This window comes from Streptomyces sp. SID1328 (genome assembly GCF_009865595.1).
GTDB lineage: Bacteria > Actinomycetota > Actinomycetes > Streptomycetales > Streptomycetaceae > Streptomyces > Streptomyces griseoluteus.
Genome location: NZ_WWKH01000437.1, coordinates 1 through 22729, shown reverse-complemented (window position 1 = coordinate 22729; position 22729 = coordinate 1). Strand labels below are relative to the sequence as shown.

The following is a 22729-nucleotide window of genomic DNA, read 5'->3' as shown; positions in this document are numbered from 1 at the left end:
CGCCGTCGTCAGGGCCACCGCCAGCAGTACACGGCGATCAAGGTCACTGAGATCCCCGCGGCTGCGAAGTAAGGGACTGAGAAGACATGGCACACAAGAAGGGCGCATCGTCCACCCGGAACGGTCGCGACTCCAATGCCCAGCGGCTCGGCGTGAAGCGCTTCGGCGGTCAGGTCGTCAGCGCTGGTGAGATCCTCATCCGCCAGCGCGGCACCCACTTCCACCCCGGCGCCGGCGTCGGCCGTGGCGGCGACGACACGCTGTTCGCCCTCCAGCCCGGTGCGGTGGAGTTCGGCACCCACCGCGGCCGCAAGGTCGTGAACATCGTTCCGGTCGCCTGAATCCCTGATTCACGGCCGCGAGCGTAAAAGCTGCGCGAGGCGGACCTCACTTCCCGGTCGGGAAGGCGGGTCCGCCTTTCGCGTGTTGACATAGGTATTACCCGTACTTTTCTGGAGGCACCGAACCATGACCACCTTCGTGGACCGCGTCGAACTGCATGTCGCCGCGGGTAACGGAGGCCACGGCTGTGCCTCCGTCCACCGTGAGAAGTTCAAGCCGCTCGGCGGTCCCGACGGCGGCAACGGCGGGCGGGGCGGCGACGTCATCCTGACCGTCGACCAGTCCGTGACCACGCTGCTCGACTACCACCACTCCCCGCACCGCAAGGCCACCAACGGCAAGCCCGGCGAGGGCGGGCACCGCTCCGGCAAGGAGGGCCAGGACCTGGTCCTCCCCGTCCCCGACGGCACGGTCGTCCTGGACAAGGCCGGCAATGTGCTGGCCGACCTCATCGGCCACGGCACCTCCTACGTCGCCGCGCAGGGCGGCCGGGGCGGCCTCGGCAACGCGGCGCTCGCCAGCGCCCGCCGCAAGGCCCCCGGCTTCGCGCTGCTCGGCGAGCCCGGTGACCTCCAGGACGTGGTCCTGGAGCTGAAGACCGTCGCCGACGTGGCCCTGGTCGGCTACCCGAGCGCGGGCAAGTCCTCGCTGATCTCGGTGCTCAGCGCCGCCAAGCCGAAGATCGCGGACTACCCCTTCACCACCCTGGTCCCCAACCTCGGTGTGGTGACCGCCGGTTCGACCGTCTACACCATCGCCGACGTGCCCGGTCTCATCCCCGGCGCCAGCCAGGGCAAGGGCCTGGGACTTGAGTTCCTGCGTCACGTGGAGCGCTGCTCGGTGCTGGTGCACGTGCTGGACACCGCCACGCTGGAGTCCGACCGCGACCCGCTCTCCGACCTCGACATCATCGAGGAGGAGCTGCGCAGTTACGGCGGTCTGGAGGACCGGCCCCGCGTCGTCGTCCTCAACAAGATCGACGTGCCCGACGGCAAGGACCTCGCCGAGATGGTCCGCCCCGACCTGGAGGCGCGCGGCTACCGTGTCTTCGAGGTCTCCGCGGTGGCCCACACCGGTCTGCGCGAGCTGACCTTCGCCCTCGGTGACCTGGTCGGCCAGGCGCGTGCCGCCAAGCCGCAGGAGGAGGCGACGCGCATCGTCATCCGGCCCAAGGCCGTGGACGACGCGGGCTTCACCGTCACCCGCGAGGAGCTGGACGGCGAGCCGTTGTACCGGGTGCGCGGCGAGAAGCCGGAGCGCTGGGTGCGCCAGACCGACTTCAACAACGACGAGGCCGTCGGCTACCTCGCCGACCGCCTCAACCGCCTCGGCGTCGAGGACCGGCTGACGAAGGCGGGCGCCCGCGCGGGCGACGGCGTCGCCATCGGCCCCGAGGAGAACGCGGTCGTCTTCGACTGGGAGCCCACCGTCACCGCCGGCGCCGAGATGCTCGGCCGCCGAGGCGAGGACCACCGCTTCGAGGAGGAGCGCCCGGCGGCCCAGCGCCGCAGGGACCGCCAGGCCGAACGCGACGAGGCGCAGAAGGAGTTCGACGACTTCGAGCCCTTCTAGGACGCGAAAGTCAGCCACTGGGCCGGGAAGGCGGCGCCGGAAACCCCCTCTCAAGAGGGTTTCCGGCGCCGCCCCCGGCCTTCGCGTTACGCCCGGTGAGGGCAGGTGACCGACATATGGCCTCTTGGCGAACAACCTTTTACCGCATCCCCCCGTCTAGTCACCAGACTTGGAACATGGGAGGCGCTCACGCGCCATGGGGGAAGAGCACACAGTGAAGATCGCATTCCTGGTCCGCGACCTCTGCCACATGGGCGGGGTGGTGAGCGCGACCCAGAACCTCGCCGGGGCGCTCGCCGAGAGGCACGAGGTGGAGATCGTCGCGCTGCGCAAGGTTCGCGACGAGTCATACTTCCCGCTGGACCCGCGGGTGACGGTACGGGCACTGACCGACCTGCGCCCGCACTCGCCCGTCTCGGACGTGGACGATCCGCTGGCAGACCGGTTCACGCTGGTCTACCCGCCGAACGCCGGGGCGAAGAAGCCGGTGGTCAGCCGGCTGGCCGAACTGCGGCTGCTGGAGTACCTCGCCACCACCGACGCCGACGTGGTGGTCAGCTCCAACCCGCGCATCACCGTGCTGCTGGCGCACGCCCAGGGGGGCTTTCTGCGGGTCGCCCAGGAGCACTCGATGCCGCTCATCTACGCCGACGACGTGAAGAAGAAGCTCTTCCCCGCCTACCTCCACCTGGACGCGCTGACCGCGCTCACCCCCGAGGAGACCGACAGCATCGCCGGGCAGGTGCCCGGCGTCCGCGACCGGCTCGCGGTGATGCCCAACTGCGTGCCGGCCGCGCCGGTCCGCTCGCGCGGCACCAACAAGGTCGTCATCTCCGCCGGCCATCTCACCGACAACAAGAACCACGCGCTGCTCGTCGAGGCGTTCGCGCAGGTGCACGCCGAGGCCCCGGACTGGACGCTGCGGATCTACGGCAGCGGCGCCGAGAAGGCCCGCCTGCGGGCCCGTATCCATGAACTCGGGCTGTCCAGCCATGTGTTGCTGATGGGCCCGGCCACGCCGGTGACCCCCGAGTTCGGCAAGGGCTCGCTCTTCGTGCTCCCTTCCAAGCGGGAGGCGTTCGGCAACGTCGTCGTGGAGGCCATGGCGGCGGGGCTGCCGGTCGTCAGCACGGACGCCGACCACGGCCCGCGCAACATCCTCACCGACGGCGAGGACGGCCTGATCGTGCCGTGCGGCGACGTGGACGCCATGGCGGAGGCCATCCTGCGGCTGGTCCGGGACGACGAGCTGCGGCTGAAGATGGCCGAGGCCGCGGTGACCGGCGCCGAGCGGTTCCAGGAGACGGCGAGCCGGGAGCGGTTCGAGGAGATCCTCGCGCAGGCGTACGCCCGCAAGGAGCTGCCCCGTGACGCCACCGTACGGGCCGACGACCGGGGGAGCCTGCACATCGCCGTGGGCCCGCTGCCCGCGAGTGCCGAGGGCGCCGAGCTGGTGCTGCGCAAGGAGGGCAAGGCCCCCGAGGAGCGCCGGTTCGCGCTGACCCCCGGCGGCGACGCGCTCGTGCCCTGGGACGGCGGACTCCCGCAGGGCACCTGGCAGTTGGCCCTGGCCGCCCCGGCGGGCGCCGAGGTGCCGCTCTTCGCCGACGGCTACGGCTGTGACACGCGGGACCTCCTCGCGGTCGGACTGCCCCGCACCGAGGGCCCGTCGCTCGCGCTGCTGCTGCCCCACCGGGACCAGGAGGGCCGGCTGCGGGTGCGCAGCGTGCTGCGCGCGACGCACGCCGAGGCCGGGCCCGTCGAGGTCGACGAGCGGACCCTGCGGCTGCGGGCGGGCCTGTGGGGCGCGGAGGCCGGCGAGGGCGCGGTGCTGGAGGCGGTGCACCGGCGCGACAAGAAGCGCGTGCTGGCCTTCCCGCTCCAGGACGCGGGGGACGGCACCGTCACCGCCGTCGTGGACTGCGCGGCCCTGGCGGAGGAGCACACCGGCGGGACGGGCTCGGAGATCGTCTGGGACTTCTGGGTGCGCCCGGCGGCCGGTGCCGAGCGGGTGGCGCTGGCGAAGCTGGCCACCGACGTGCTCAGCCCGATCGACGTGTTCGTGCTGCCGAGGCCCGTGCTCGTCACCGAGGAGGCCGTGGCCGGCGCCCTCCAGGAGCGCTCCTTCTCCCTGGGCGAGCGTGCCCTGAGGGAGGCCAGGCGGGTGCTGAAGCCGGCCCCGCGACCGAAGCGGGAGGTCCGCCGCCGGGAGACCGAACTGCGGCCCTACTTCACCCTGACCGGCCAGTTCGCGGTGAAGACCGTCCGCCTCTGAGCCCACCGGGACGACAGGGCACAGCGGGACGGCAAAGGGGCCGGGCCCGGAGGACATTCCCTCCGGGCCCGGCCCCTTTTCGGTCTCCGGCTCAGATCTCCTTGGCCTGCTCCAGCATCCGGTCCACGACCCGCGCCGAGGCGTGGCCGTCGTCCAGGTCGCAGAACAGGTGGTGGAAGCGGTCGAACCGCTCCTGGTACTCCGCGGACACCGTGTCGATGTCGCGGATCGCGCTCACCAGGTCCTCGGAGTTGTCGATCAGCGGGCCGGGCGAGTCCTTCTCGAAGTCGAAGTAGAACCCGCGCAGCTTGTCGCGGTAGTGCTCCAGGTCGTACGTGAAGAAGAGCATCGGCCGCTTGAGGTGGGCGTAGTCGAACATCACGGACGAGTAGTCGGTGATCATGATGTCCGCCGCCAGGTACAGGTCGGCGATGTCCGGGTACTCCGAGGCGTCGAAGACGAAGCCGTTGCCCGCGCCGGGCACCGCGTCGACCACGTTGGAGTGGCGGCGGATCAGCAGCACATGGTCGTCGCCGAGGCGGCGGCGCGCGTCCTCCAGGTCGATCCGCAGGTCGAACAGATACTGGCCGGCGCTGTGCGACTGGTCGTCGCGCCAGGTCGGCGCGTACAGCACGACCTTCTTGTCCTTCGGGATGCCCAGCGACTCCCGGACCTTGGCCGCGATCTTGTCCTTGTCCGGGGAGTACAGGTAGTCGTTGCGGGGGTAACCCGCCTCCTGGATCTCACCGTCGTAGGAGAAGGCGCGCTTGAGGATCGGCGTGGAGAAGCGGTTGGAGGAGACCAGCAGGCTCCAGTTCTTCGCCTCCAGCGCCAGCCGGTTCTGGTACTCGCGGTCGAAGTAGAGGGTCTCGATGTCGTGACCGATCTTCTTCAGCATGGTGCCGTGCCAGGTCTGCACGATGACCTGGCCGGGGCGGCGCTCCACCCACTCGGGCAGGTGCCCGTTGGTGACGATGTAGCGCGAGGTGGCCAGCGCCTCGAACCACTCCCGGCCCCACATGCGGACCTTCTCGGCGGTGGGCGGCAGGACCACCTGGCCGTCGCGCACGGCCCACAGGAACTTCATGTCGCTGCCCCGGCGCAGCAGTTCCTCGTGCATGGCACGCGGGCTGTCCGAGTACTGCTTGCCGTTGTAGCTGAGGAAGAACACCTGGTCGCGCAGCGGCTGCTCGCGGCCCGGCTCGTACACCTCGCGGCGCAACTGGAGCATGCGGTACGGGCCGCGCTCCAGGTCGGTCAGCTCCGAGCGGCAGTTGAGCTGCGGGAAGTCGCCCCAGCGGCTCTCGAACCAGTAGCGGCGGCCGCCCAGTTCGGTGTGGAGCGGGAACTGCGCGGAGGCGAGCCGGTCGATGACGAACTCGGCGTCCGGCACGCTCTCGTTCTCGCTGCGCAGCAGCAGGTTCCAGCGGCCGGCCTTCAGCGGGACCCCGCCGGAGCCGCCCATCACGGACGGGTCGAAGGAGACGGTGAAGGTGCCGTCGTCCGCCCAGTCCACCGACGCCTTGCGCTCGTCGAAGCGGTTGCTGGCCTTGAGCACCAGCTCGGAGCCGATCAGCTCGCGCGAGGCGCGGCCGCCGACGGCGATCCTGCCTTCCCGGACGGCGACCGAGGTCAGCACAGCGCGGCGAACCCGGCCGACGATCTTCAGATAGCCGTTGTTGCCGGAGATCAGGGCGACCTCGCGGTTGGCACCGGCCGCGCCGAAGGACTCGGGCACGTCGGCGGAGAGGTCCGCGAGGCCGTCGCGCATGACACTGCCGAACTGGCGCTGCGTTCCGTCCGGGGACTTGGCCAGCAGCGCGACACTCCACAGCCGGCGCTCGGGCTGGGCGTGGTCGTCGACGTCCTCGCTGGCCAGCAGCACCACGTCGGCCAGCGGCACCCGGCTCTGGAACGTGGTGCGGGCCCCCGTCCGGCCGACGTCGATCGGGTACCAGCGGACCTCGCCGCTCTTGGCGTTGGTCAGCCGCAGCGAGAGCGTCTCGCCGGACTTCAGGTCGGTGCGCAGCTCGCCGTCGATCTCGACCGAGTCCGCGGTGAGCCGGCGGTCGGTGATCAGCGCGCGCACCTTCTCCACGCGCAGCTTGAGCGCGCCGCGCTCCACGACCGGCAGCATCCTAAAGTCGTCGTCGAGCCACTGGTACGGCGCGAAGTTGGCCGCCGAGCCGCCGCGCGCCCACACCGCGCTGCGGCGCACCAGGCCGGAGGCGTAGACGTTGATGCCGACGTGCCACAGGCCCTCGCGCCAGGCGCCGCCCTTGCGCAGCTTGGCCGGGTCCAGCTCCAGCTCCCAGCCGGCCCAGTCGTAGTTGTAGCGCTTCTGGCCGGAGTCGGTGGTTGTCTCCGGGCGGTAGACGTTCTTCGCGGGGAGGAACATGCGCTGGCGCGATCCGGACCTCTTGAGCTGGAGGACCTTCAGGCTGCTCCGCTTCGCCGACATGTCGATCTTGTCGATGTAGGCGTCACCGGACAGCAACAGCTTGCCGTTGCGCCAGGTCGCCGCGCGCAGCGGGGCGCGCAGACCGAGGTCGCCGTCGATGCGCAGCGCCGCCTTGGGCAGCTCGAAGCCGCTCTCCTCCAGCGTGCGGAAGCTGGCGTACTTGCGGAAGGTGCCGGAGACCTCGACCGGGTCCTTGCGGCGCTGGGAGGCCAGCAGGGCGATCAGCTCGGGCATGGCGTGCTTGCGCACCAGCAGCCACTGGACGCGCAGGTCCGTCGGCAGCGCCATGACGATCTTCGGGTCGATGGTGTCGAGGAAGCGGTTGGTCGCCTCCAGGAACGCCTCGTGGAACTCGGCGGTCGCGTCCGGCACGACCCGCAGGAACAGGCGCAGGTCGTCGCGGAGCACGCGGTCGTCGTACTGGCGCTTGTACTCGGCGAACTCGGCGCCGGGCTGCTGGGCGAGGTAGTCGCTGACCATGCTGACCGCGGTGACCCGGTCGCGGATGGCCTGCGGCTCCCGGCGGCGCTGGGTGATCGACGGGGCCGACTCGCCCTCGCGCAGCCGCCAGTAGTAGGTCGGCTCGCCGATGATGTCGACCGCTTCGGCCTTGTAGTGCGCCGGGAGCACCACCGGGATGTCCTCGTGCAGGATGCCCTCGGGGAAGGAGAAGCCCTGGCCCTCCCAGAAGGTCCGGCGGAAGACCTTGTTGCAGGCGATGCGGTCGGCGACCAGCTTCGGGATCTTCGAGATGTGGGTGCGCTTGCGGGCCTCGCCGGCCAGCATCCTCAGCAGCGGCACCTGCCAGGAGCGCTCGCCCTTGAGGTGGAAGACGTTGCCGGTGGCGAAGTCCGAGCCGGTCTCGTCGAGGCTGCTCACCATCAGCCGGTAGGCGTCCGGCGGGATGACGTCGTCACTGTCGACGAAGGTCAGGTACTCCGCGTCGGCGGACATGTGCGCGATGCCCGTGTTGCGGGCCGCGCCGAGACCGGCGTTCTCCTTGCGGATGAGGTGGAACCGCTCGTCGCGGGCCGCGTACTCGGCGGCTATCGCGGCCGAGTCGTCGGGCGAACCGTCGTCGACCATCAGGACCTCGAGGTCCTGGAAGGTCTGCGCCGCCAGCGAGTCGAGGCAGGCGGGCAGGTAGCGCTCCACGTTGTAGATGGGAACGATCACACTGAGCCGAGGGGCCATGGTCGGGTTGTCTCTCCTCATGAGTGGTCAGGCCCGCTCGAGCGGTTCGAGCGCCTGCGGGGGAGTCGGTGCGTGGTGACGGTCGGCGAACGGGACGAGGGGCAGCATGTCCTCCTCGCCGAGGAAGACCCGGCGCACCACCCGCTCGGCCGCGTGGCCGTCGTCGAATTCGCAGTAGCGCCTGCGGAACCGGTCACGGTAGCGGGCCGCCTCCGGCCCGTCGTACTCGCCCGATTCGAGGAGCCTGATCAGCTCCGCCTGCGAGGTGGCCACCGCGCCGGGCGGCTCCTCCATCAGGTTGAAGTAGGTGCCGCGCACCGCCGAGTAGATGTCCCAGTCGGAGGCGTAGATGATGACCGGCCGGTCCAGCACCGCGTAGTCGAACATCGCGGAGGAGTAGTCCGTGATCAGGGCGTCCGCGGCGAGGTACAGCTCCTCCACGCGCGGGTGCCCCGAGACGTCGACGATACGGCCGCTGCGGCGCAGCTCCTCCACGTGCGGGGAGCTGCCGTAGAAGTAGTGGCCGCGCACCATCAGCGTGACGTCCGGGCCGAGTTCGTCGGCGAGCCGGACCAGGTCGAGGCTGGGGGTGAAGCCGGCCTGGTACTCGCGGTGGGTCGGCATGTAGAGGAACGCCCGCGTGCCGTCGGCGAGTTCGAGTGAGGCGCGGGCCCGGCGGACGTCCTCAGCGGTGGCGTTGACGAGGATGTCGTTGCGCGGGTAGCCGGTCTCCAGCGAGACGTACGAGCAGGGATAGACCCGCTCCCACACCGTGGTGGAGAACCGGTTGGAGCTGAGGCTGAAGTCCCAGCGGTCGCAGCGCTCCAGGAGCTTGTCGAAGCTCATGTTGGTGGACGCCGGGTACTTGCGCTGGTCCAGGCCCATGGTCTTCAGCGGGGTGCCGTGGTGGGTCTGGAGGTGGATCTGGCCCTCGCGCTTGACCACGCTGTCCGCGAAGTTCACGTTGTTCACGAGGTACTTGGCGCGGGCCAGCACCGACCAGTACTCGCGCGAGCCGACCCGCACGAACTCGTGTCCGGCCGGCACCCGGTCCACCGCGTCCGCCTGGACCGCCCACACCCGGCGCACCTGCGGTGCCAGCCGGGCGAGTTCGGCGTCGATGGCGGCGGGGTTGCAGGAGACGCTGCGGCTCCAGTAGGCGGAGAACAGCGCCAGGTTCTCGTCCAGCGGCAGCTTGAGCTGCGACTGGTAGAACACGCCCATCGCGTTGCGCTTGGACTGGTTCAGGGTGGTGAGGGCCCGGCGGCGCACCGCCTGGCGGAGCTTCACCGCGCCCAGCGCGCTCGCCATCGTGAGATACGAACCCCGCTCCAGCATCGCGTACTTGTGGCCGAGGTTGCCGCCGGGCCGGGCGAAGCCCTGGGGCAGGCGCGCGCGGTAGTCGGCGGAGGCGCGGCGGAAGAACTCGGCCCGCGCGTTCTGCGGCAGCCGGCCGGGCTTGGTGAGGACGGTCAGGTAGTGGTCGACCATCTTGCGGAACAACGGTCCGCGCCACTGGTCGAGTTCGGGGTGCGCGTCCAGGAAGCCGAAGATGCGCCCGTACTGGTCGAAGACGTCGAAGTGCTTGCGGCTGACCGTCTTCAGGATGTTGCCGCCCTCGCGGCGCTGGCGGTACATCACGCAGACCCGGTCCAGCAGGGCGATGTGCTCGGCGCTGATCATCGAGCAGAACGTCCAGGGGGCGTCCTCGTAGTAGCCGGGCGGGAAGCTCAGGCCCATGCGGAGGACGAAGTCGCGGCGGTAGGCCTTGTTCCAGACGATCTGGAGCAGGTCCAGCAGCTGCGGACGCTCGGACAGCGGGAAGGACTCCGGGCCGTCGGGGCGGAGCAGGGCGGCGCGCATGTTCGGGCGGACCCTGCCGTCCCAGTAGCTGCGCGCGTAGTCGTACACGAGTATCTCCGGGTCACCGGCGGCCTCGAGCCGCCCGGCTATCGCCCGCAGCGCGCCCTCGGTGAGGGTGTCGTCGCTGTCGAGGAACAGGAGGTACTCGCCCGTCGCCTTTTCCATGCCCGCGTTGCGCGCACGGCCGAGGCCCACGTTCTCCGTGAGGTGAATCACGTGAATACGGGGGTCACGCTCGGCGTACTCGTCCAGAATGGCGCCCGAGGCATCCGGGGAACAGTCGTCGACGGCGATGACCTCGAAGTCCGGAAAATCCTGTTCGAGGATCGAGTCGAGGCACTCCGCGAGGTACGCCTGCACCTTGTACGCAGGGACGACGAGAGAGAGTTTGGGCATCCTTTACAACCTGTTCCGAGAACCGATCACGTGAGTGTGGGCCGGGACCGGAGTGAACTCTGAGTGAACTCTGTCCGCCGACGGGCCCAATCGTGCCGCCGCCACAGAGTACAAGGACGCTCCCGCAGCGCGAATCGCTCCTTTCCGACGGGCGAGGTGGTCCATCTCATATCTCCACTCACGTCCCCTTTCGGAATGTCCGTCACGGGATGTCGGATTCGATTTTCCCCGGACCATCAAGGAGTCTGCTGCCGGTAAGGAACTTCGAGGAGGCCCTGGAATGAGCTGGCTGATCACGGGAGGCGCCGGGTACATCGGCTCGCACGTGGTGCGCGCGATGACGGCGGGCGGCGAGAGCGTCGTCGTGTACGACGACCTGTCGACGGGCAGTGCCGACCGGGTTCCCGCCGGGGTTCCGCTGGTCGTGGGCAGCGTGCTGGACCAGGAACTGCTCGAGAACAGCCTGCGCGAGCACGGCGTGACCGGCGTGGTGCACATCGCCGCCAAGAAGCAGGTGGGGGAGTCGGTCGAGCGCCCGCTCCACTACTACCGCGAGAACGTGACGGGCCTGCAGACCCTGCTCGCCGCCATGACGGCCACCGGGGTGGAGCGGATCGTCTTCTCCTCCTCCGCCGCGGTCTACGGCATGCCCGACGTCGACCTCGTGACCGAGGACACCCCGTGCGCCCCGATGAGCCCCTACGGGGAGACCAAGCTCGTCGGTGAGTGGCTCATCGCGGCCGCCGCCCGCGCCCACGGCCTGCGCGCCGTCAGCCTGCGCTACTTCAACGTGGCCGGAGCGGCCGCGCCCGAACTCTCCGACGAGGGTGTGTTCAACCTCATCCCCATGGTCTTCGAGCGCCTGGAGGCGTCCGAGGCCCCCCGCATCTTCGGCGACGACTACGCCACCGAGGACGGCACCTGCGTACGGGACTACATCCACGTCCAGGACATCGCCTCCGCCCACCAGGCCGCCGCCGTCCGGCTGCGCGAGGCCCCCGAGGGCACCTCGCTGGTCCTCAACATCGGCCGCGGTGAGGGCAGTTCGGTCCGCGAGATGGTGGACCGCATCCTCAAGACCACCGGCAACGAGCACGTCACCCCCGAGGTCACCGAGCGCCGCGCCGGCGACCCCGCCCGCGTGGTGGCCGCCGCCGACCGCATCCACGCCGAGCTGGGCTGGACGGCCCGGCACGGCCTGGACGAGATGATCGACTCCGCCTGGCAGGGCTGGCGCCACCGCCACGGCTGATCCCGGACGGCGAGAAGCGCCGGTGCGGTCCTGCGCACCGGCGCTTCACCGTGTTCACACCTGCGGGTTCACACCTTCAGGTCCGCCGCGTCGCCCATCACCACGACCGGATGCTGCTTCGGGTCCAGCGTGCGCAGCAGGTACTCCATGTCGGCCTTCGACTGGCTCACGCACGCCGACGTACCGCTGCCGTGGTCCATGTGCAGCCAGATTCCGCCGCCCTTGGACTGCCCCTGCGGGCGCGTCTGGTCGTTGGGCGGGGTGCCCTTGACGCGGTTGTAGTCGATGGCGATGACCAGGTCGAAGTCGTGCCAGTACGACTTCTTCCAGTAGCGCGGTGCCTGGAAGGCGGCCGACTCGGTGTAGGGCAGCCTGGCCCCCGGCTGGGCCAGCACCCCGCCGGCGTCGCTGAGGGTGAACACCCCGACCGGGCTGCGCAGATCGCCCTCGTGGTGGTTGGTCGTCCAGCCCTTGCGGCCGTTGTGGGTGTCCCAGGCGCGCTCCCGCGTCCAGGTCGACCCCTGCTTCGTGTACAGCGCCGCGTGCGAGTCGGCCGAGTTCCGCGCCTCGCCGGAGACGACCAGCACCTGCCGGGACTCCTCGGGCACGCGCTTCCACAGCCGGTCACCGACGCCGGGCACCCGCTTCAGGTCGGCCTCCGGGGCCTTTCTGTCGTCCTGGGCCCGCGCGGAAGCCGGGTCCTTCTTCTGAGGACCCCCGCACCCCGTCGCCCCGAGGACGAGCAACGCCCCGCCCACCGCAGCCGCAACCGCTCGCACCGCACCGCCTTTTCGCATGGGCTCCATGGTCGCAGAACGTGCTCCGTCCGCACGCCGTACCTTCACCGCACCGCCGTCCGCCTGCTGAAACCCGTATGCACCGGCCACCGGCATTCCCGTAGATTGCGGGCACACGGACCGGGCGAGAGGACAGCGGGCAAGGTGGCAAGCGCAAGGCAGACCGTGGGCGACGCCCGGCGGATCGTCGTCAAGGTGGGGTCCTCCTCGCTGACCACCGCCGCCGGCGGGCTCGACGCGGACCGCGTGGACGCGCTGGTCGACGTACTGGCGAAGGTGCGCGGCGGCGGGGAGAAGGAGATCGTGCTGGTCTCCTCGGGCGCCATCGCCGCCGGACTCGCCCCGCTCGGCCTGGACCGCCGACCCAAGGACCTCGCCCGCCAGCAGGCCGCCGCCAGCGTCGGCCAGGGCCTGCTGGTCGCCCGGTACACCGCCTCCTTCGCCCGCTACGGCGTCCGCGTCGGCCAAGTCCTGCTCACCAGCGACGACATGAGCCGCCGCGCCCACCACCGCAACGCCTCCCGCACCCTGGACAAGCTGCTGGCGATGGGCGCCTTCCCGGTCGTCAACGAGAACGACACCGTCGCCACCGACGAGATCCGCTTCGGCGACAACGACCGCCTCGCCGCCCTCGTCGCCCACCTCGTCCACGCCGACCTGCTGGTCCTCCTCTCCGACATCGACGGCGTCTACGACGGCGACCCCGCCCGCCCGGGCACCTCCCGCATCGCCGAGGTGCGCGGCCCGGCCGACCTCGACGGGGTCGAGATCGGCAGCGCGGGCAAGGCGGGCGTCGGCACCGGGGGCATGGTCACCAAGGTCGAGGCCGCCCGGATCGCGGCCGCCGCGGGCATCCCCGTGGTGCTCACCAACGCCGTGCACGCCGCCGACGCCCTCGCGGGCGGCGACACCGGCACCTGCTTCCACCCCACCGGCAAGCGCTCGGCGGGCCGGCTGCTCTGGCTCCAGCACGCCTCCACCCCGCAGGGCTCCCTCACCCTGGACGACGGCGCGGTGCGGGCGGTGGTCGAGCGGCACAGCTCCCTGCTGCCGGCCGGGATCGCCGCCGTCACCGGCGAGTTCAGCGCCGGGGACCCGGTGGAGCTGCGGGACCGGGCGGGGCACGCGGTGGCGCGGGGGCTGGTGAACTTCGACGCCAGGGAGCTGCCCCAACTGCTCGGGCGTTCGACCCGCGAGCTGGCACGCGAGCTGGGCCCAGCCTACGAACGCGAGGTCGTCCACCGGGACGACCTGGTACTCCTGCACCCCTGACCGCCGGCCCGGCGCCGGAAGAGCCCGGCACGCCCGACGACCCCGGTGGGGGACGTTCCGTAAAACCGCCACGCGGAGCCCTGCGGCCTGCTCAACTTTGAGGCGGGGGCGTGTTGAAGGGACACGCTCCGTCAAGGGGCCATGCGTGAAGGAGGCCGTCGTGAGACGAGTCCGTCCCGGGGCGGCGTCCCGCGGTGCTCTGACGAGCGTCGCGGCCGGGGACACCTACGAGGAGCCCAAGGACCTGCCCCGCCTGTGGCACGTCACCCTCAGCGTCTCCGGGGAGCGCGTCCCCGTACAGGACCTGCGGCGGGCCCTGGAGCAGCTCGCGCACGACCATCCCTTCCTCCTGACCAGCAGATACGCCGGCGACCACGCGGAGATCCGGTACTGGGAGGAGGCCCGCGACCTGCACGACGCGGCCGCCGTCGCGCTGCGGCTGTGGGGTGAGCACCGGCAGACCGCCGGGCTGCCGCCCTGGGAGATCGTCGGCCTGGAGGTCATCGACCGCGAGACCTACCACCAGCGCCTCGCCGAGGGCTACGGGCCCGCACCGGCCACCCCCGTAGGGGTCCACCCGTTCTGACGGGCTCCTTCCGCCCCGTCTCGCGGTACGGGACGGCCCCTGAGGGCCCAAGGCCGCGCACTACCCTTCCCCCATGACCACGCTCTCCCCGTACGACTCCCTCTCGCCGGTCACCCGGGCCGCCTACCGGGCCAAGGCGGCCGCCGCCGACCTCGCGCCGCTGCCGCGCGCCGACAAGGACGACGCGCTGCTCGCCGTCGCGGACGCGCTGGAGGTCCGCACCGCCGAGATCGTGGCCGCCAACGCCCGTGACGTGGCCAGGGCGCGGGAGAACGGCACCAGCGAGTCCGTCGTGGACCGGCTCACCCTCACCCCGGAGCGGGTCCGGGCCATCGCCGCCGACGTGCGCGACGTGGCGAAGCTGCCCGACCCGGTCGGCGAGATCGTCCGGGGCAACACCCTGCCCAACGGCATCGACCTGCGCCAGGTCCGCGTCCCGCTGGGCGTCGTCGGCATCATCTACGAGGCCCGGCCCAACGTCACCGTCGACGCCGCCGCGCTCTGCCTGAAGTCCGGCAACGCCGTCCTGCTGCGCGGCTCCGCCTCCGCCTACGAATCCAACACGGCCCTGGTCGGGGTGATCCGGGACGCCGTGGGCGGCGCCGGGCTGCCCGCCGACGCCGTCCAGCTCGTGCCGGGGGAGAGCCGGGAGAGCGTCCGCGAGCTGATGCGCGCCCGCGGCCTGGTCGACGTGCTCATCCCGCGCGGCGGCGCCTCCCTGATCCGGACCGTGGTCGGCGAGTCCACCGTCCCCGTCATCGAGACCGGCACCGGCAACTGCCACGTCTACGTGGACGCCGACGCCGACATCGACATGGCGATCGACATCCTGGTCAACTCCAAGGCCCAGCGGGTCAGCGTCTGCAACGCCGCCGAGACCCTCCTGGTCCACCAGGACATCGCCGCCGCCTTCCTGCCCCGCGCCCTGGACGCGCTCGCCGAGGCCGGGGTCACCGTGCACGCCGACCCGCGCGTCCTGGCCCACGCCGAGGGCACCAGGGCGACCGTGGTGGAGGCCGTGCCGGAGGACTGGGAGACCGAGTACCTGTCGTACGACATCGCCGCCGCCGTGGTCGACTCCCTGGACAAGGCCGTCGAGCACATCCGGCTGTGGAGCTCCGGCCACACCGAGGCGATCGTCACCACCAGTCAGCAGGCGGCCCGGCGCTTCACCCGACTGGTGGACTCCACCACGGTCGCCGTGAACGCCTCCACCCGCTTCACCGACGGCGGCCAGTTCGGTTTCGGCGCGGAGATCGGCATCTCCACCCAGAAGCTGCACGCCCGTGGCCCCATGGGCCTTCCGGAGCTGACCAGCACCAAGTACATCGTCACCGGCGACGGCCACGTACGCCCCTGAGCACCTTCACCGGAAGGCCACGGGAGGGCGGACGAATTTCCATACCGTCTGCCCAAATTGACCCCCCAGGTCTACTCTGGACCCGTGCCGGAGGACGTGGGGGGCACGCCGTTCCCTGACGGCTGGGAGCCCGACGACGACCACGACCGCGGAATGTCGGACGAAGAGTTCGCCTCCGTGGTGTTCGACGCGGCCTTCGTCGCCGCCGCCACCGTCCACGAGCCCACCGCCGTGGAGCGCCTCCTCGCCGCCGCCGAGGCAAGAGCCGAGGCGTCCGAGACCGACGCCCGCCGCACCCACGCCCCCGCCGACCCCTACGACGAGGGTTACGGCCCCGAGGGCAGCGGTTTCGGCCACGACCTCGACGACGACCTCGACGGCGGTTACGCCCACGACGGCCACGAGGGCCCCCTGGCGGGCCTGCGCTGGCACCGGCCCGTGGCCTGGCTGCTCGCCGTGGTGATGGGCGTCGGCATGGTCGCGCTGGCCTTCGCCGCCGTCTACCGGGGCACCTCCTCGGGCAGCCGGGACCAGGTACCCGCGCCCGCCTCCACCGGCCTCGGCCGGGACGGCGCGGCCGTGCCCTCCCCCACCGCCGAGCAGTCCCGGCCGGCCGTCTCCGCGATCCCGCCCGCCCCCTGACGCCCGCCCGGCGTTTTTGGTGGGAACCTGTCAGAAGTTGTCGCGTACCAGCGCGTTTACCCGAGCCCGCCGCGACCTACCCTGAAGGTATGGGCGGGCCTGGAGACCCACCGGAGGGCACACCCGAGGGCGCCCCCGGCGGTGCCGAGGACGAGTACCGATCCGTCGTGTTCGACGAGTCGTTCGTCCGTGCTGCCCGCCTCCAGGAATCCTCCGCCCGCGAACGCGTCAGCGACCACGCCCCCGCCGTACGCCGCCGCCCGCCCCTGCGCCGGGGCGTCCCCCGGCAGGCCATGGTGCTCCTGCTGCTGCTCGCCGTGGCCTTCGGCACCGCCGTCTTCATGGGCTTCCGCCACCCGTACGGCGCAGCACCCGTGAAGAGGTCCACCGAGCCGCTGCGCATGAGCGTCGTCCCCCTCGCCCCGCGCGGCCCGGTGCCCGGCGCCCCCGATGCCCGGACGCTGTACGCCCGCAGCCCCGCGGCCCGGTTCGCGGTGGGCCTCGCCGGGATTCCGCTGCCCCCCTCCCAGCCCACCGCGCACTTCTCCGACAGCCAGGTACTCGCGGCCCTCGACACCGCCCGCAAGTACGTCCTGCACTCCGCGCTCGACCCCGCCGTGCTCACCGGCCGCCAGGTCCGCCCCGTACGGGCCCTGATCGCCGCCGACCAGCTCGACCAGTTCGACCGGAGCATGGACGCCCCGGCGGCCGACGGCAGGCACGCGCCCACCGGCTGGATGGTCCGCTTCGACCCCTCCCGTACCGCCCTCGCCGACGACGACATCCGCACCCGCGGCGCCCTGAGGGTGACCGAGACCGACGCGGCCACCCTCCAGGTCGTGGCCGACGGCACCTTCGTCTACGCCGTGCGCGCGGCCGGCACCGAGGGGAAGACCCCGGTGTCGCTGTTCACCGTGCGCCGCGAGCTGACCTTCCGCTTCGACCGCGACACCCTGCGCATCGGCCAGACCCGGCTGACCGTCTCCAGCGCCGAGGCGGGCCCGCTCTCCTGCGCCGCGGACACCGGCGCCTATCTCCGGCCGCTGCTGGCCGGCGAGCGTGCCAAGGCGGGCGGACCGCCCGGCACCGACCCCTACGGGACCGGCGCCCCCGCCCTGTGCGGCACGCTCGCCGACACCGCCCAGCCGCGCGGGTGAGCGCGGGTGCTCAGCCCCCCGCGGGGGCGCCGTCGGCGGGACCGTCCTTCGGGGGCTGCCCGGTGAAGCCGTTGAATCCCCGCTTCACCCGGCCGCCCAGGCCGCCCGCGCCGTCCGCGAGGTCCGAGACCAGCTTCATCAGCGGGTCCTTGCTGGTGCGCACCTCGTCGGCATAGCTCGCGGCGGACTGGCGGAAGGACTCGCCGACGCGGGCGTCCTTGTCCTCCTCGCGGCGCGGGTAGTGACCGTCCATGATCCGCTGGAAGTCGCGGGAGTCGGCCCACTTCTTCAGCTCGGCCGCCCGGATCGTGGTGAAGGGGTGCGAGCGGGGCAGCACGTTCAGGATCTTCAGCACCGAGTCCCTCAGGTCGCCCCCGGCCTCGTACTCCTCGGCCTGCTCCAGGAACGCGTCCACGTTCATCTCGTGCAGGTGGTTGCCGCCCGCGATCTTCATCAGGCCGCGCATCGACGCCCTGAGGTCCTGGCCCACCAGCAGCCCGGCCCGGTCGGCCGACAGCTCGGACTTGCGGAACCACTCCCGCAGCGCCGTCACGATCGCCATGATCGCCACATTGCCCAGCGGAATCCACGCCACCTTCAGCGCCAGCGAGGTCAGGAACAGCAGCACCGTGCGGTACACGGAGTGGCCGGACAGGGCGTGGCCCACCTCGTGGCCGACGACCGCCCGCATCTCCTCCTCGTCCAGCAGCTCCACCAGGCCGGTGGTCACCACGATGACCGGCTCGTCCAGGCCGATGCACATCGCGTTCGGCTTCGGGTCCTGCGTGACGTACATCGCCGGGACCCTGTCCAGGTCGAGGATGTAGCAGGCGTCCCGCAGCATGTCGCTGAGGTGAGTGAACTGGCGGTCGGAGACCCGCACCGAGTCGGACAGGAACAGCAGCTTCAGGCTCCGCTCCGGCAGCAGCCCGCTCAGCGCCTTGAACACCGTGTCGAATCCGGTCAGTCTGCGCAGCGCCACGAGGGCGGAGCGGTCGGCCGGATGCTCGTACGCGCGCGAGGAGATACCCGGAAAGCGGCTGCGGTGCCGGCCCGGCACCCGCTCGTGGCCGGCCTGCTCGTGGCGGTCGTCGGACATGTCTTCCCCCTGCGTCTCGGATAACCCGCTGCGCCCCCCGGACCGGGCCCAGCCTAGGCGGAGATACCGTGGACGGGCAGCACCCTCAAAGGAGCCATGTCATGGAGCACCACCCCGCAGCCGCCTGGCTGACCGAGGCCGCGTCGAGCGCCGCCCAGCAGCAGGGGCCGGGCGACCTGCTCCGGATCGTGCTGATCGTGATGGTCGTGGGCTGCGCGCTGACCGGCTGGTTCCTCCTGCGCGGCTACAAGCAGAAGGACGACTGACGCCTCTTGGAGGTTCCCCCCGGGCCCCGCACGCCCCTTTGCCGGAGTCGGCGTGATCGTCGAGGGGGTGCCCGCTTACGATGGGCAGACGTCTTTATCCCGCCCACACGCGATAGGTCACGCCGAAGATGAGCCTCCACAGCACCGCTGCCCAGTTGGTCACTCTCGCCGCCGAGGGCGCAGAGCACGGCGGCAACCACGACAGCCTGAACCCCGCCCTCACCGGCGGCGGCGCCCTGTTCATCCTGCTGCTCCTGCTGTGGATCACCACCCGCTTCAACCGCGACCGCTGAAGCCCGGCCGGTCCCCGGCGAGAAGCCGCAGGCCGGGCCGGTAGGGTCTGCACGCATGGGAGAGCAGGACATGCCTACCGGTCCGGCGGAGGGCACCGTTGACGATCCGGCACGGGACTCGGCGGACCACGGCCCCGCCCGCACGGGCCGGCGCAGGCTCGGCGTCATGGGCGGCACCTTCGACCCGATCCACCACGGGCACCTCGTGGCGGCCAGTGAGGTCGCCGCCCGGTTCCGGCTGGACGAGGTGGTGTTCGTGCCCACCGGGCAGCCCTGGCAGAAGTCGCACCGAAACGTCTCTCCGGCCGAGGACCGCTACCTGATGACGGTCATCGCCACCGCCGAGAACCCGCAGTTCTCCGTCAGCCGCATCGACATCGACCGCGGCGGCCCCACCTACACCGTGGACACCCTGCGCGACCTGCGCGCCCTCAACCCCGACACCGACCTGTTCTTCATCACCGGTGCCGACGCCCTCGCCCAGTTGCTCACCTGGCGCGACTCGGCGGAACTCTTCTCCCTGGCCCACTTCGTCGGCGTCACCCGCCCCGGCCACCAGCTGACCGACGCCGGCCTGCCCGCGGGCGGGGTCTCCCTGGTCGAGGTGCCCGCGCTGGCCATCTCCTCCACCGAGTGCCGGGCGAGAGTCGCCAAGGGGGACCCCATCTGGTACATGGTCCCGGACGGGGTCGTCCGCTACATCGACAAACGCGAGCTGTACCGCGGCGAGTGAGCCGAGAGGGGCACCGGTGAACGACCGATACGAAGCTGGGTACGGCGACGACAATTACGGAGGGGACCAGTACGAGATCGTCGGCTACGACGACTACGGCCGCCCGGTGTACCAGCAGGTCCCGTCCCGTCAGCAGCCGCCACAGCAGCAGACCTACGACCCCTACGGGCAGCAACAGGGCTACGCCCGGGGCGGTTACGACACCGGTCGGCAACAGCCCATACCGCCCGGCTACGACCCCTACGGGACGCAAGCCGCCCCCTACGACCCGTACGGGACCGGCACGCAGGACCCCGCCCCCGGCTACGACCCCTACGGGCAGGCCGCGACCAGCGGGCAGCAGCAGAGGGTCACCGAGCAGACCGCGTACATCCCGCAGCAGCCGCAGCCCGATGACGACCCGAAGACCCAGGCACCCCCGGCCGAGAGTCAAAAGGCGGGCGAGGAGGGGGAGTTCGCGTTCGTCGAGGAGCCGGACGGCGAGTCCGAGGACGTCATCGACTGGCTGAAGTTCACCGAGAACCGCACCGAGCGCCGCGAGGAGGCCCGCCGCCGCGCCCGCAGCCGGATCATCGCCCTCGGCGTGGTCCTCGCCCTGGTCGTGGCGGGCGGCGTCGGCTACCTCTGGTACGCCGGGAAGCTGCCCGGTGTCTCCTCACCCGGCACCGCGAGTGGCACCACCGTCGCCGCGGGCGCCCAGAAGCGCGACGTGATCGTGGTCCACCTGCACGACACCGGCAAGCGCGGCACCTCCACCGTGCTGCTGGTCGACAACACCACGACCAAGCGCGGCACCACCGTCCTGCTCCCCAACTCCCTCGCCCTGACCGACGATTCGGGCACCACCACCACGCTCGCCAAGTCGGTGGACGACGACGGCTCCTCCGGCACCCGCGACCAGCTCGACACCGTGCTCGGCACCGACATCCAGGGCACCTGGCGGCTGGACACCCCCTACCTCCAGAACCTCGTGGAGCTGGTCGGCAACATCGAGATCGACACCGACACCGACGTGCCCGACCCGGACGCCGGGAAGAAGGGCGCCGCCCCGCTGGTGCACCAGGGCAGGGCGCAGACCCTCAGCGGCAAGGCGGCCGTCGCCTACGCCACCTACCGGGGGCCCGGCGAGACCGAGAACGCCCAGCTCAAGCGGTTCGGGGAGGTCATGCAGGGCACGCTGCGCAAGCTGTCGTCCGACCCCTCGGCCGCGACGACCACCGTGCAGACCCTCGCGCAGATCCTCGACCCGCCGCTCACCGACAAGGACCTCGGCACCTTCCTCGCCAAGCTGGCCGACCTCGCCAAGGACGGGAAGTACCGGACGGTTCCCCTGCCGGTGCAGAGCGACGGCACGCTGACCGCCGGGACCAGTGACAGCGTGGTCAAGAACATCCTGGGCGGCACCGCCAAGAGCCCCGACGCCGGCTCCGCGGTCCGGGTCGCCGTGCAGAACGCCACCGGCGCCAAGGACGACACCGACAAGGCCCGCGTGACCCTGCTCGGCGGCGGCTTCGGGTTCATCGAGGGCGGCACCGCCTCCGGGGCCCGCGCCGCCTCCGAGGTGGTCTACTCCGACGCCGCCGACAAGCAGAACGCCACCGAGGTCGCCAAGACCCTGGGCCTGCCCGCCGGCGCGGTGGCCAAGGGCGCCGTCTCCTCCGGCGCCGACGTCCTCGTCGTCCTCGGCCAGGACTACCGGCCCGCCGCCTCCTGACCGGCGCGGCACACCCCACGTGAGCACCGGAACACGTGGGGTGGGCCCGGCCGCGCGTGAGACCCTTGAAGTCCCGGTGCCTCCGGACAGCGCCCCGCGCCCGGCCGGCCCGCCCCGAGTCTTCGTGAACCACACCCCGTCCTCGAACGAAAGCCGCACAGTGACCGCCACCGACCGTTCCCTCGACCTCATCAACACCGCCGCCCAGGCGGCCGCCGACAAGCTCGCCCACGACGTCATCGCCTACGACGTCAGCGACGTGCTGTCGATCACGGACGCGTTCCTGCTGGCCTCCGCCCCGAACGGCCGCCAGGTCCGGGCGATCGTCGACGAGATCGAGGAGCGCCTGCTCAAGGAGCGCGGCGCCAAGCCCGTCCGCCGCGAGGGCGACCGCGAGTCCCGCTGGATCCTGCTGGACTACGTCGACATCGTCGTCCACGTCCAGCACAGCGAGGAGCGCGTCTTCTACGCGCTGGAGCGCCTGTGGAAGGACTGCCCCGAGCTGGAGCTGCCCGAGGAGGCCCGCGCCACCCGCGGCAAGGCCGAGGAGCACGCCAAGCTGCACGCGGACGAGGCCGGTGACGAGCCCGGCCAGGAGCGCTGATGAGCGCCACCGGTGAGGTGACCGACCGGACCGGGCGGGGCCGCCGCATCATCCTGTGGCGGCACGGCCAGACCGCGTGGAACGTCGAACGCCGCTTCCAGGGCACCACGGACGTCGAGCTGACGGAGACCGGCATCGCCCAGGCCCGCCGGGCCGCCCGGCAGCTCGCCTCGCTGCGGCCGGACGCGATCATCGCCTCGGACCTCAGGCGCGCCTCCGACACGGCCGACGAGCTGGCCGCCCTGACCGGTCTCGACGTCGTCCGCGACGAGGCGCTGCGGGAGACCTACGCGGGCGTCTGGCAGGGCCTGACGCACGAGGAGATCATCGCCAGGTTCGGCGACGACTACGCCGCCTGGAAGCGCGGCGAGCCGGTCCGGCGCGGCGGTGGCGAGCTGGAGACCGAGGTCGCCGACCGGGCCGCCCCCGTCGTGCTGCGGCACGCGGAGAAGCTGCCCGAGGAGGGCACCCTCGTGGTGGTCAGCCACGGCGGCACCATCCGTACGACCATCGGCCGGCTGCTCGGCCTGGAGTCGCACCACTGGGAGAGCCTCGGCGGCCTGACCAACTGCTGCTGGTCGGTGCTCGGCGAGGCCGCCTGCGGCTGGCGGCTGCTGGAGCACAACGCGGGCAGTCTGCCCGAGCCGGTCCTCGGCGACGACGACTGAGCCGCGCCGAAGCCCCTGGTCGGGGCCTCGGGACCCGGATTTCACTTTCCGGCAGGTCACAGGCTAAAGTTCTTCTTGTTCGGCCCGCGGAGCGGGAAGAACACGAGGGGCTATAGCTCAGTTGGTAGAGCGCCTGCATGGCATGCAGGAGGTCAGGAGTTCAATTCTCCTTAGCTCCACAGA

The 22729-nt window shown here is 71.4% G+C and carries 19 protein-coding genes, 1 tRNA gene and 1 pseudogene; 17 read left to right on the top strand and 4 right to left on the bottom strand.

Annotation, left to right across the window (positions count from 1 at the left end; translation table 11 throughout):
* From GT030_RS13070 to GT030_RS13055, 4 genes and pseudogenes are all read left to right on the top strand, one after another.
* Positions 1-72, top strand: a pseudogene (locus GT030_RS13070) (bL21 family ribosomal protein); the annotation flags it as partial.
* Between the two features lie 14 nt (positions 73-86).
* Positions 87-341 carry a 50S ribosomal protein L27 gene (rpmA, locus tag GT030_RS13065; RefSeq protein ID WP_030815036.1) on the top strand — a complete coding sequence of 85 codons (255 nt, stop codon included), beginning with the start codon at positions 87-89 and terminating at the stop codon, positions 339-341.
* A 127-nt stretch (positions 342-468) separates the two neighbouring features.
* The gene (gene obgE, locus GT030_RS13060; protein ID WP_161201256.1) at positions 469-1914 is read left to right on the top strand and encodes a GTPase ObgE; all 1446 of its coding nucleotides are present in this window, start codon (positions 469-471) and stop codon (positions 1912-1914) included.
* 214 nt (positions 1915-2128) lie between these two features.
* The gene (locus tag GT030_RS13055) at positions 2129-4189 is read left to right on the top strand and encodes a glycosyltransferase family 4 protein (RefSeq protein ID WP_346009628.1); all 2061 of its coding nucleotides are present in this window, start codon (positions 2129-2131) and stop codon (positions 4187-4189) included.
* Between the two features lie 91 nt (positions 4190-4280).
* On the opposite strand, the gene GT030_RS13050 is transcribed toward GT030_RS13055, so the two are convergent.
* On the bottom strand, positions 4281-7844 hold the full coding sequence (locus tag GT030_RS13050) for a bifunctional glycosyltransferase/CDP-glycerol:glycerophosphate glycerophosphotransferase (RefSeq protein WP_161201255.1): 3564 nt from the start codon (positions 7842-7844) through the stop codon (positions 4281-4283).
* 27 nt (positions 7845-7871) lie between these two features.
* Positions 7872-10103, bottom strand: a complete 2232-nt coding sequence (locus GT030_RS13045; RefSeq protein ID WP_161201254.1) for a bifunctional glycosyltransferase family 2 protein/CDP-glycerol:glycerophosphate glycerophosphotransferase — start codon at positions 10101-10103, stop codon at positions 7872-7874.
* 280 nt (positions 10104-10383) lie between these two features.
* Between GT030_RS13045 and galE the strand changes: the two genes are divergently transcribed.
* Positions 10384-11355: a UDP-glucose 4-epimerase GalE gene (gene galE / locus GT030_RS13040; RefSeq protein ID WP_161201253.1), complete on the top strand. Its 972-nt coding sequence runs from the start codon at positions 10384-10386 to the stop codon at positions 11353-11355.
* Between the two features lie 68 nt (positions 11356-11423).
* On the opposite strand, the gene GT030_RS13035 is transcribed toward galE, so the two are convergent.
* A complete protein-coding gene (locus GT030_RS13035) occupies positions 11424-12152 on the bottom strand; it encodes a L,D-transpeptidase family protein (protein WP_161201252.1) in 729 nt (242 codons plus the stop codon).
* 165 nt (positions 12153-12317) lie between these two features.
* On the opposite strand from GT030_RS13035, the gene proB reads away from it, so the two are divergent.
* The 5 genes from proB to GT030_RS13010 all read left to right on the top strand — a co-directional run bounded on the left by proB (position 12318) and on the right by GT030_RS13010 (position 17169).
* Positions 12318-13424, top strand: a complete 1107-nt coding sequence (proB, locus tag GT030_RS13030; RefSeq protein ID WP_086692326.1) for a glutamate 5-kinase — start codon at positions 12318-12320, stop codon at positions 13422-13424.
* A gap of 160 nt (positions 13425-13584) precedes the next feature.
* On the top strand, positions 13585-14010 hold the full coding sequence (locus tag GT030_RS13025; RefSeq protein WP_161201251.1) for a hypothetical protein: 426 nt from the start codon (positions 13585-13587) through the stop codon (positions 14008-14010).
* Between the two features lie 73 nt (positions 14011-14083).
* Positions 14084-15370, top strand: coding sequence for a glutamate-5-semialdehyde dehydrogenase (locus GT030_RS13020; protein WP_161201250.1), 1287 nt, complete (start codon positions 14084-14086; stop codon positions 15368-15370).
* Positions 15371-15454: 84 nt separating this feature from the next.
* The gene (locus GT030_RS13015) at positions 15455-16012 is read left to right on the top strand and encodes a hypothetical protein (RefSeq protein WP_161201249.1); all 558 of its coding nucleotides are present in this window, start codon (positions 15455-15457) and stop codon (positions 16010-16012) included.
* Between the two features lie 89 nt (positions 16013-16101).
* Entirely contained in the window at positions 16102-17169 is a 1068-nt protein-coding gene (locus GT030_RS13010; protein WP_161201248.1) for a hypothetical protein, read from the top strand.
* Between the two features lie 10 nt (positions 17170-17179).
* Here the strand turns inward: GT030_RS13010 and GT030_RS13005 are convergent, their stop codons facing one another.
* The gene (locus GT030_RS13005) at positions 17180-18268 is read right to left on the bottom strand and encodes a M48 family metallopeptidase (protein WP_161201247.1); all 1089 of its coding nucleotides are present in this window, start codon (positions 18266-18268) and stop codon (positions 17180-17182) included.
* A 101-nt stretch (positions 18269-18369) separates the two neighbouring features.
* Here GT030_RS13005 and GT030_RS35640 point away from each other — a divergent pair, with 101 nt between their 5' ends.
* From GT030_RS35640 to GT030_RS12980, 7 genes are all read left to right on the top strand, one after another.
* A complete protein-coding gene (locus GT030_RS35640) occupies positions 18370-18534 on the top strand; it encodes a hypothetical protein (protein ID WP_202460033.1) in 165 nt (54 codons plus the stop codon).
* Between the two features lie 128 nt (positions 18535-18662).
* Positions 18663-18827 carry a hypothetical protein gene (locus GT030_RS35635; protein WP_202460032.1) on the top strand — a complete coding sequence of 55 codons (165 nt, stop codon included), beginning with the start codon at positions 18663-18665 and terminating at the stop codon, positions 18825-18827.
* Between the two features lie 70 nt (positions 18828-18897).
* A complete protein-coding gene (gene nadD / locus GT030_RS13000) occupies positions 18898-19560 on the top strand; it encodes a nicotinate-nucleotide adenylyltransferase (protein WP_161201246.1) in 663 nt (220 codons plus the stop codon).
* A 16-nt stretch (positions 19561-19576) separates the two neighbouring features.
* Positions 19577-21274: an LCP family protein gene (locus GT030_RS12995; protein ID WP_161201245.1), complete on the top strand. Its 1698-nt coding sequence runs from the start codon at positions 19577-19579 to the stop codon at positions 21272-21274.
* Between the two features lie 160 nt (positions 21275-21434).
* Positions 21435-21878: a ribosome silencing factor gene (gene rsfS, locus GT030_RS12990; RefSeq protein ID WP_161201244.1), complete on the top strand. Its 444-nt coding sequence runs from the start codon at positions 21435-21437 to the stop codon at positions 21876-21878.
* Positions 21878-22546, top strand: coding sequence for a histidine phosphatase family protein (locus GT030_RS12985; RefSeq protein WP_161201243.1), 669 nt, complete (start codon positions 21878-21880; stop codon positions 22544-22546). The genes rsfS and GT030_RS12985 overlap by 1 nt, the downstream gene beginning before the upstream one ends.
* 106 nt (positions 22547-22652) lie before the next feature.
* Positions 22653-22725 (top strand) — tRNA-Ala (locus GT030_RS12980).
* Positions 22726-22729 lie beyond the last annotated feature (4 nt).

Excerpts from the sequence above, each read along its gene's own strand:
- rpmA (WP_030815036.1), top strand. The coding sequence starts at position 87 with ATGGCACACAAGAAGGGCGCATCGTCCACCCGGAACGGTCGCGACTCC.
- obgE (WP_161201256.1), top strand. The coding sequence starts at position 469 with ATGACCACCTTCGTGGACCGCGTCGAACTGCATGTCGCCGCGGGTAAC.
- GT030_RS13050 (WP_161201255.1), bottom strand. The coding sequence starts at position 7,844 with ATGGCCCCTCGGCTCAGTGTGATCGTTCCCATCTACAACGTGGAGCGC.
- GT030_RS13045 (WP_161201254.1), bottom strand. The coding sequence starts at position 10,103 with ATGCCCAAACTCTCTCTCGTCGTCCCTGCGTACAAGGTGCAGGCGTAC.
- galE (WP_161201253.1), top strand. The coding sequence starts at position 10,384 with ATGAGCTGGCTGATCACGGGAGGCGCCGGGTACATCGGCTCGCACGTG.
- GT030_RS13035 (WP_161201252.1), bottom strand. The coding sequence starts at position 12,152 with ATGCGAAAAGGCGGTGCGGTGCGAGCGGTTGCGGCTGCGGTGGGCGGG.
- GT030_RS13020 (WP_161201250.1), top strand. The coding sequence starts at position 14,084 with ATGACCACGCTCTCCCCGTACGACTCCCTCTCGCCGGTCACCCGGGCC.
- GT030_RS13010 (WP_161201248.1), top strand. The coding sequence starts at position 16,102 with ATGGGCGGGCCTGGAGACCCACCGGAGGGCACACCCGAGGGCGCCCCC.
- GT030_RS13005 (WP_161201247.1), bottom strand. The coding sequence starts at position 18,268 with ATGTCCGACGACCGCCACGAGCAGGCCGGCCACGAGCGGGTGCCGGGC.
- GT030_RS35640 (WP_202460033.1), top strand. The coding sequence starts at position 18,370 with ATGGAGCACCACCCCGCAGCCGCCTGGCTGACCGAGGCCGCGTCGAGC.
- GT030_RS35635 (WP_202460032.1), top strand. The coding sequence starts at position 18,663 with ATGAGCCTCCACAGCACCGCTGCCCAGTTGGTCACTCTCGCCGCCGAG.
- nadD (WP_161201246.1), top strand. The coding sequence starts at position 18,898 with ATGCCTACCGGTCCGGCGGAGGGCACCGTTGACGATCCGGCACGGGAC.
- GT030_RS12985 (WP_161201243.1), top strand. The coding sequence starts at position 21,878 with ATGAGCGCCACCGGTGAGGTGACCGACCGGACCGGGCGGGGCCGCCGC.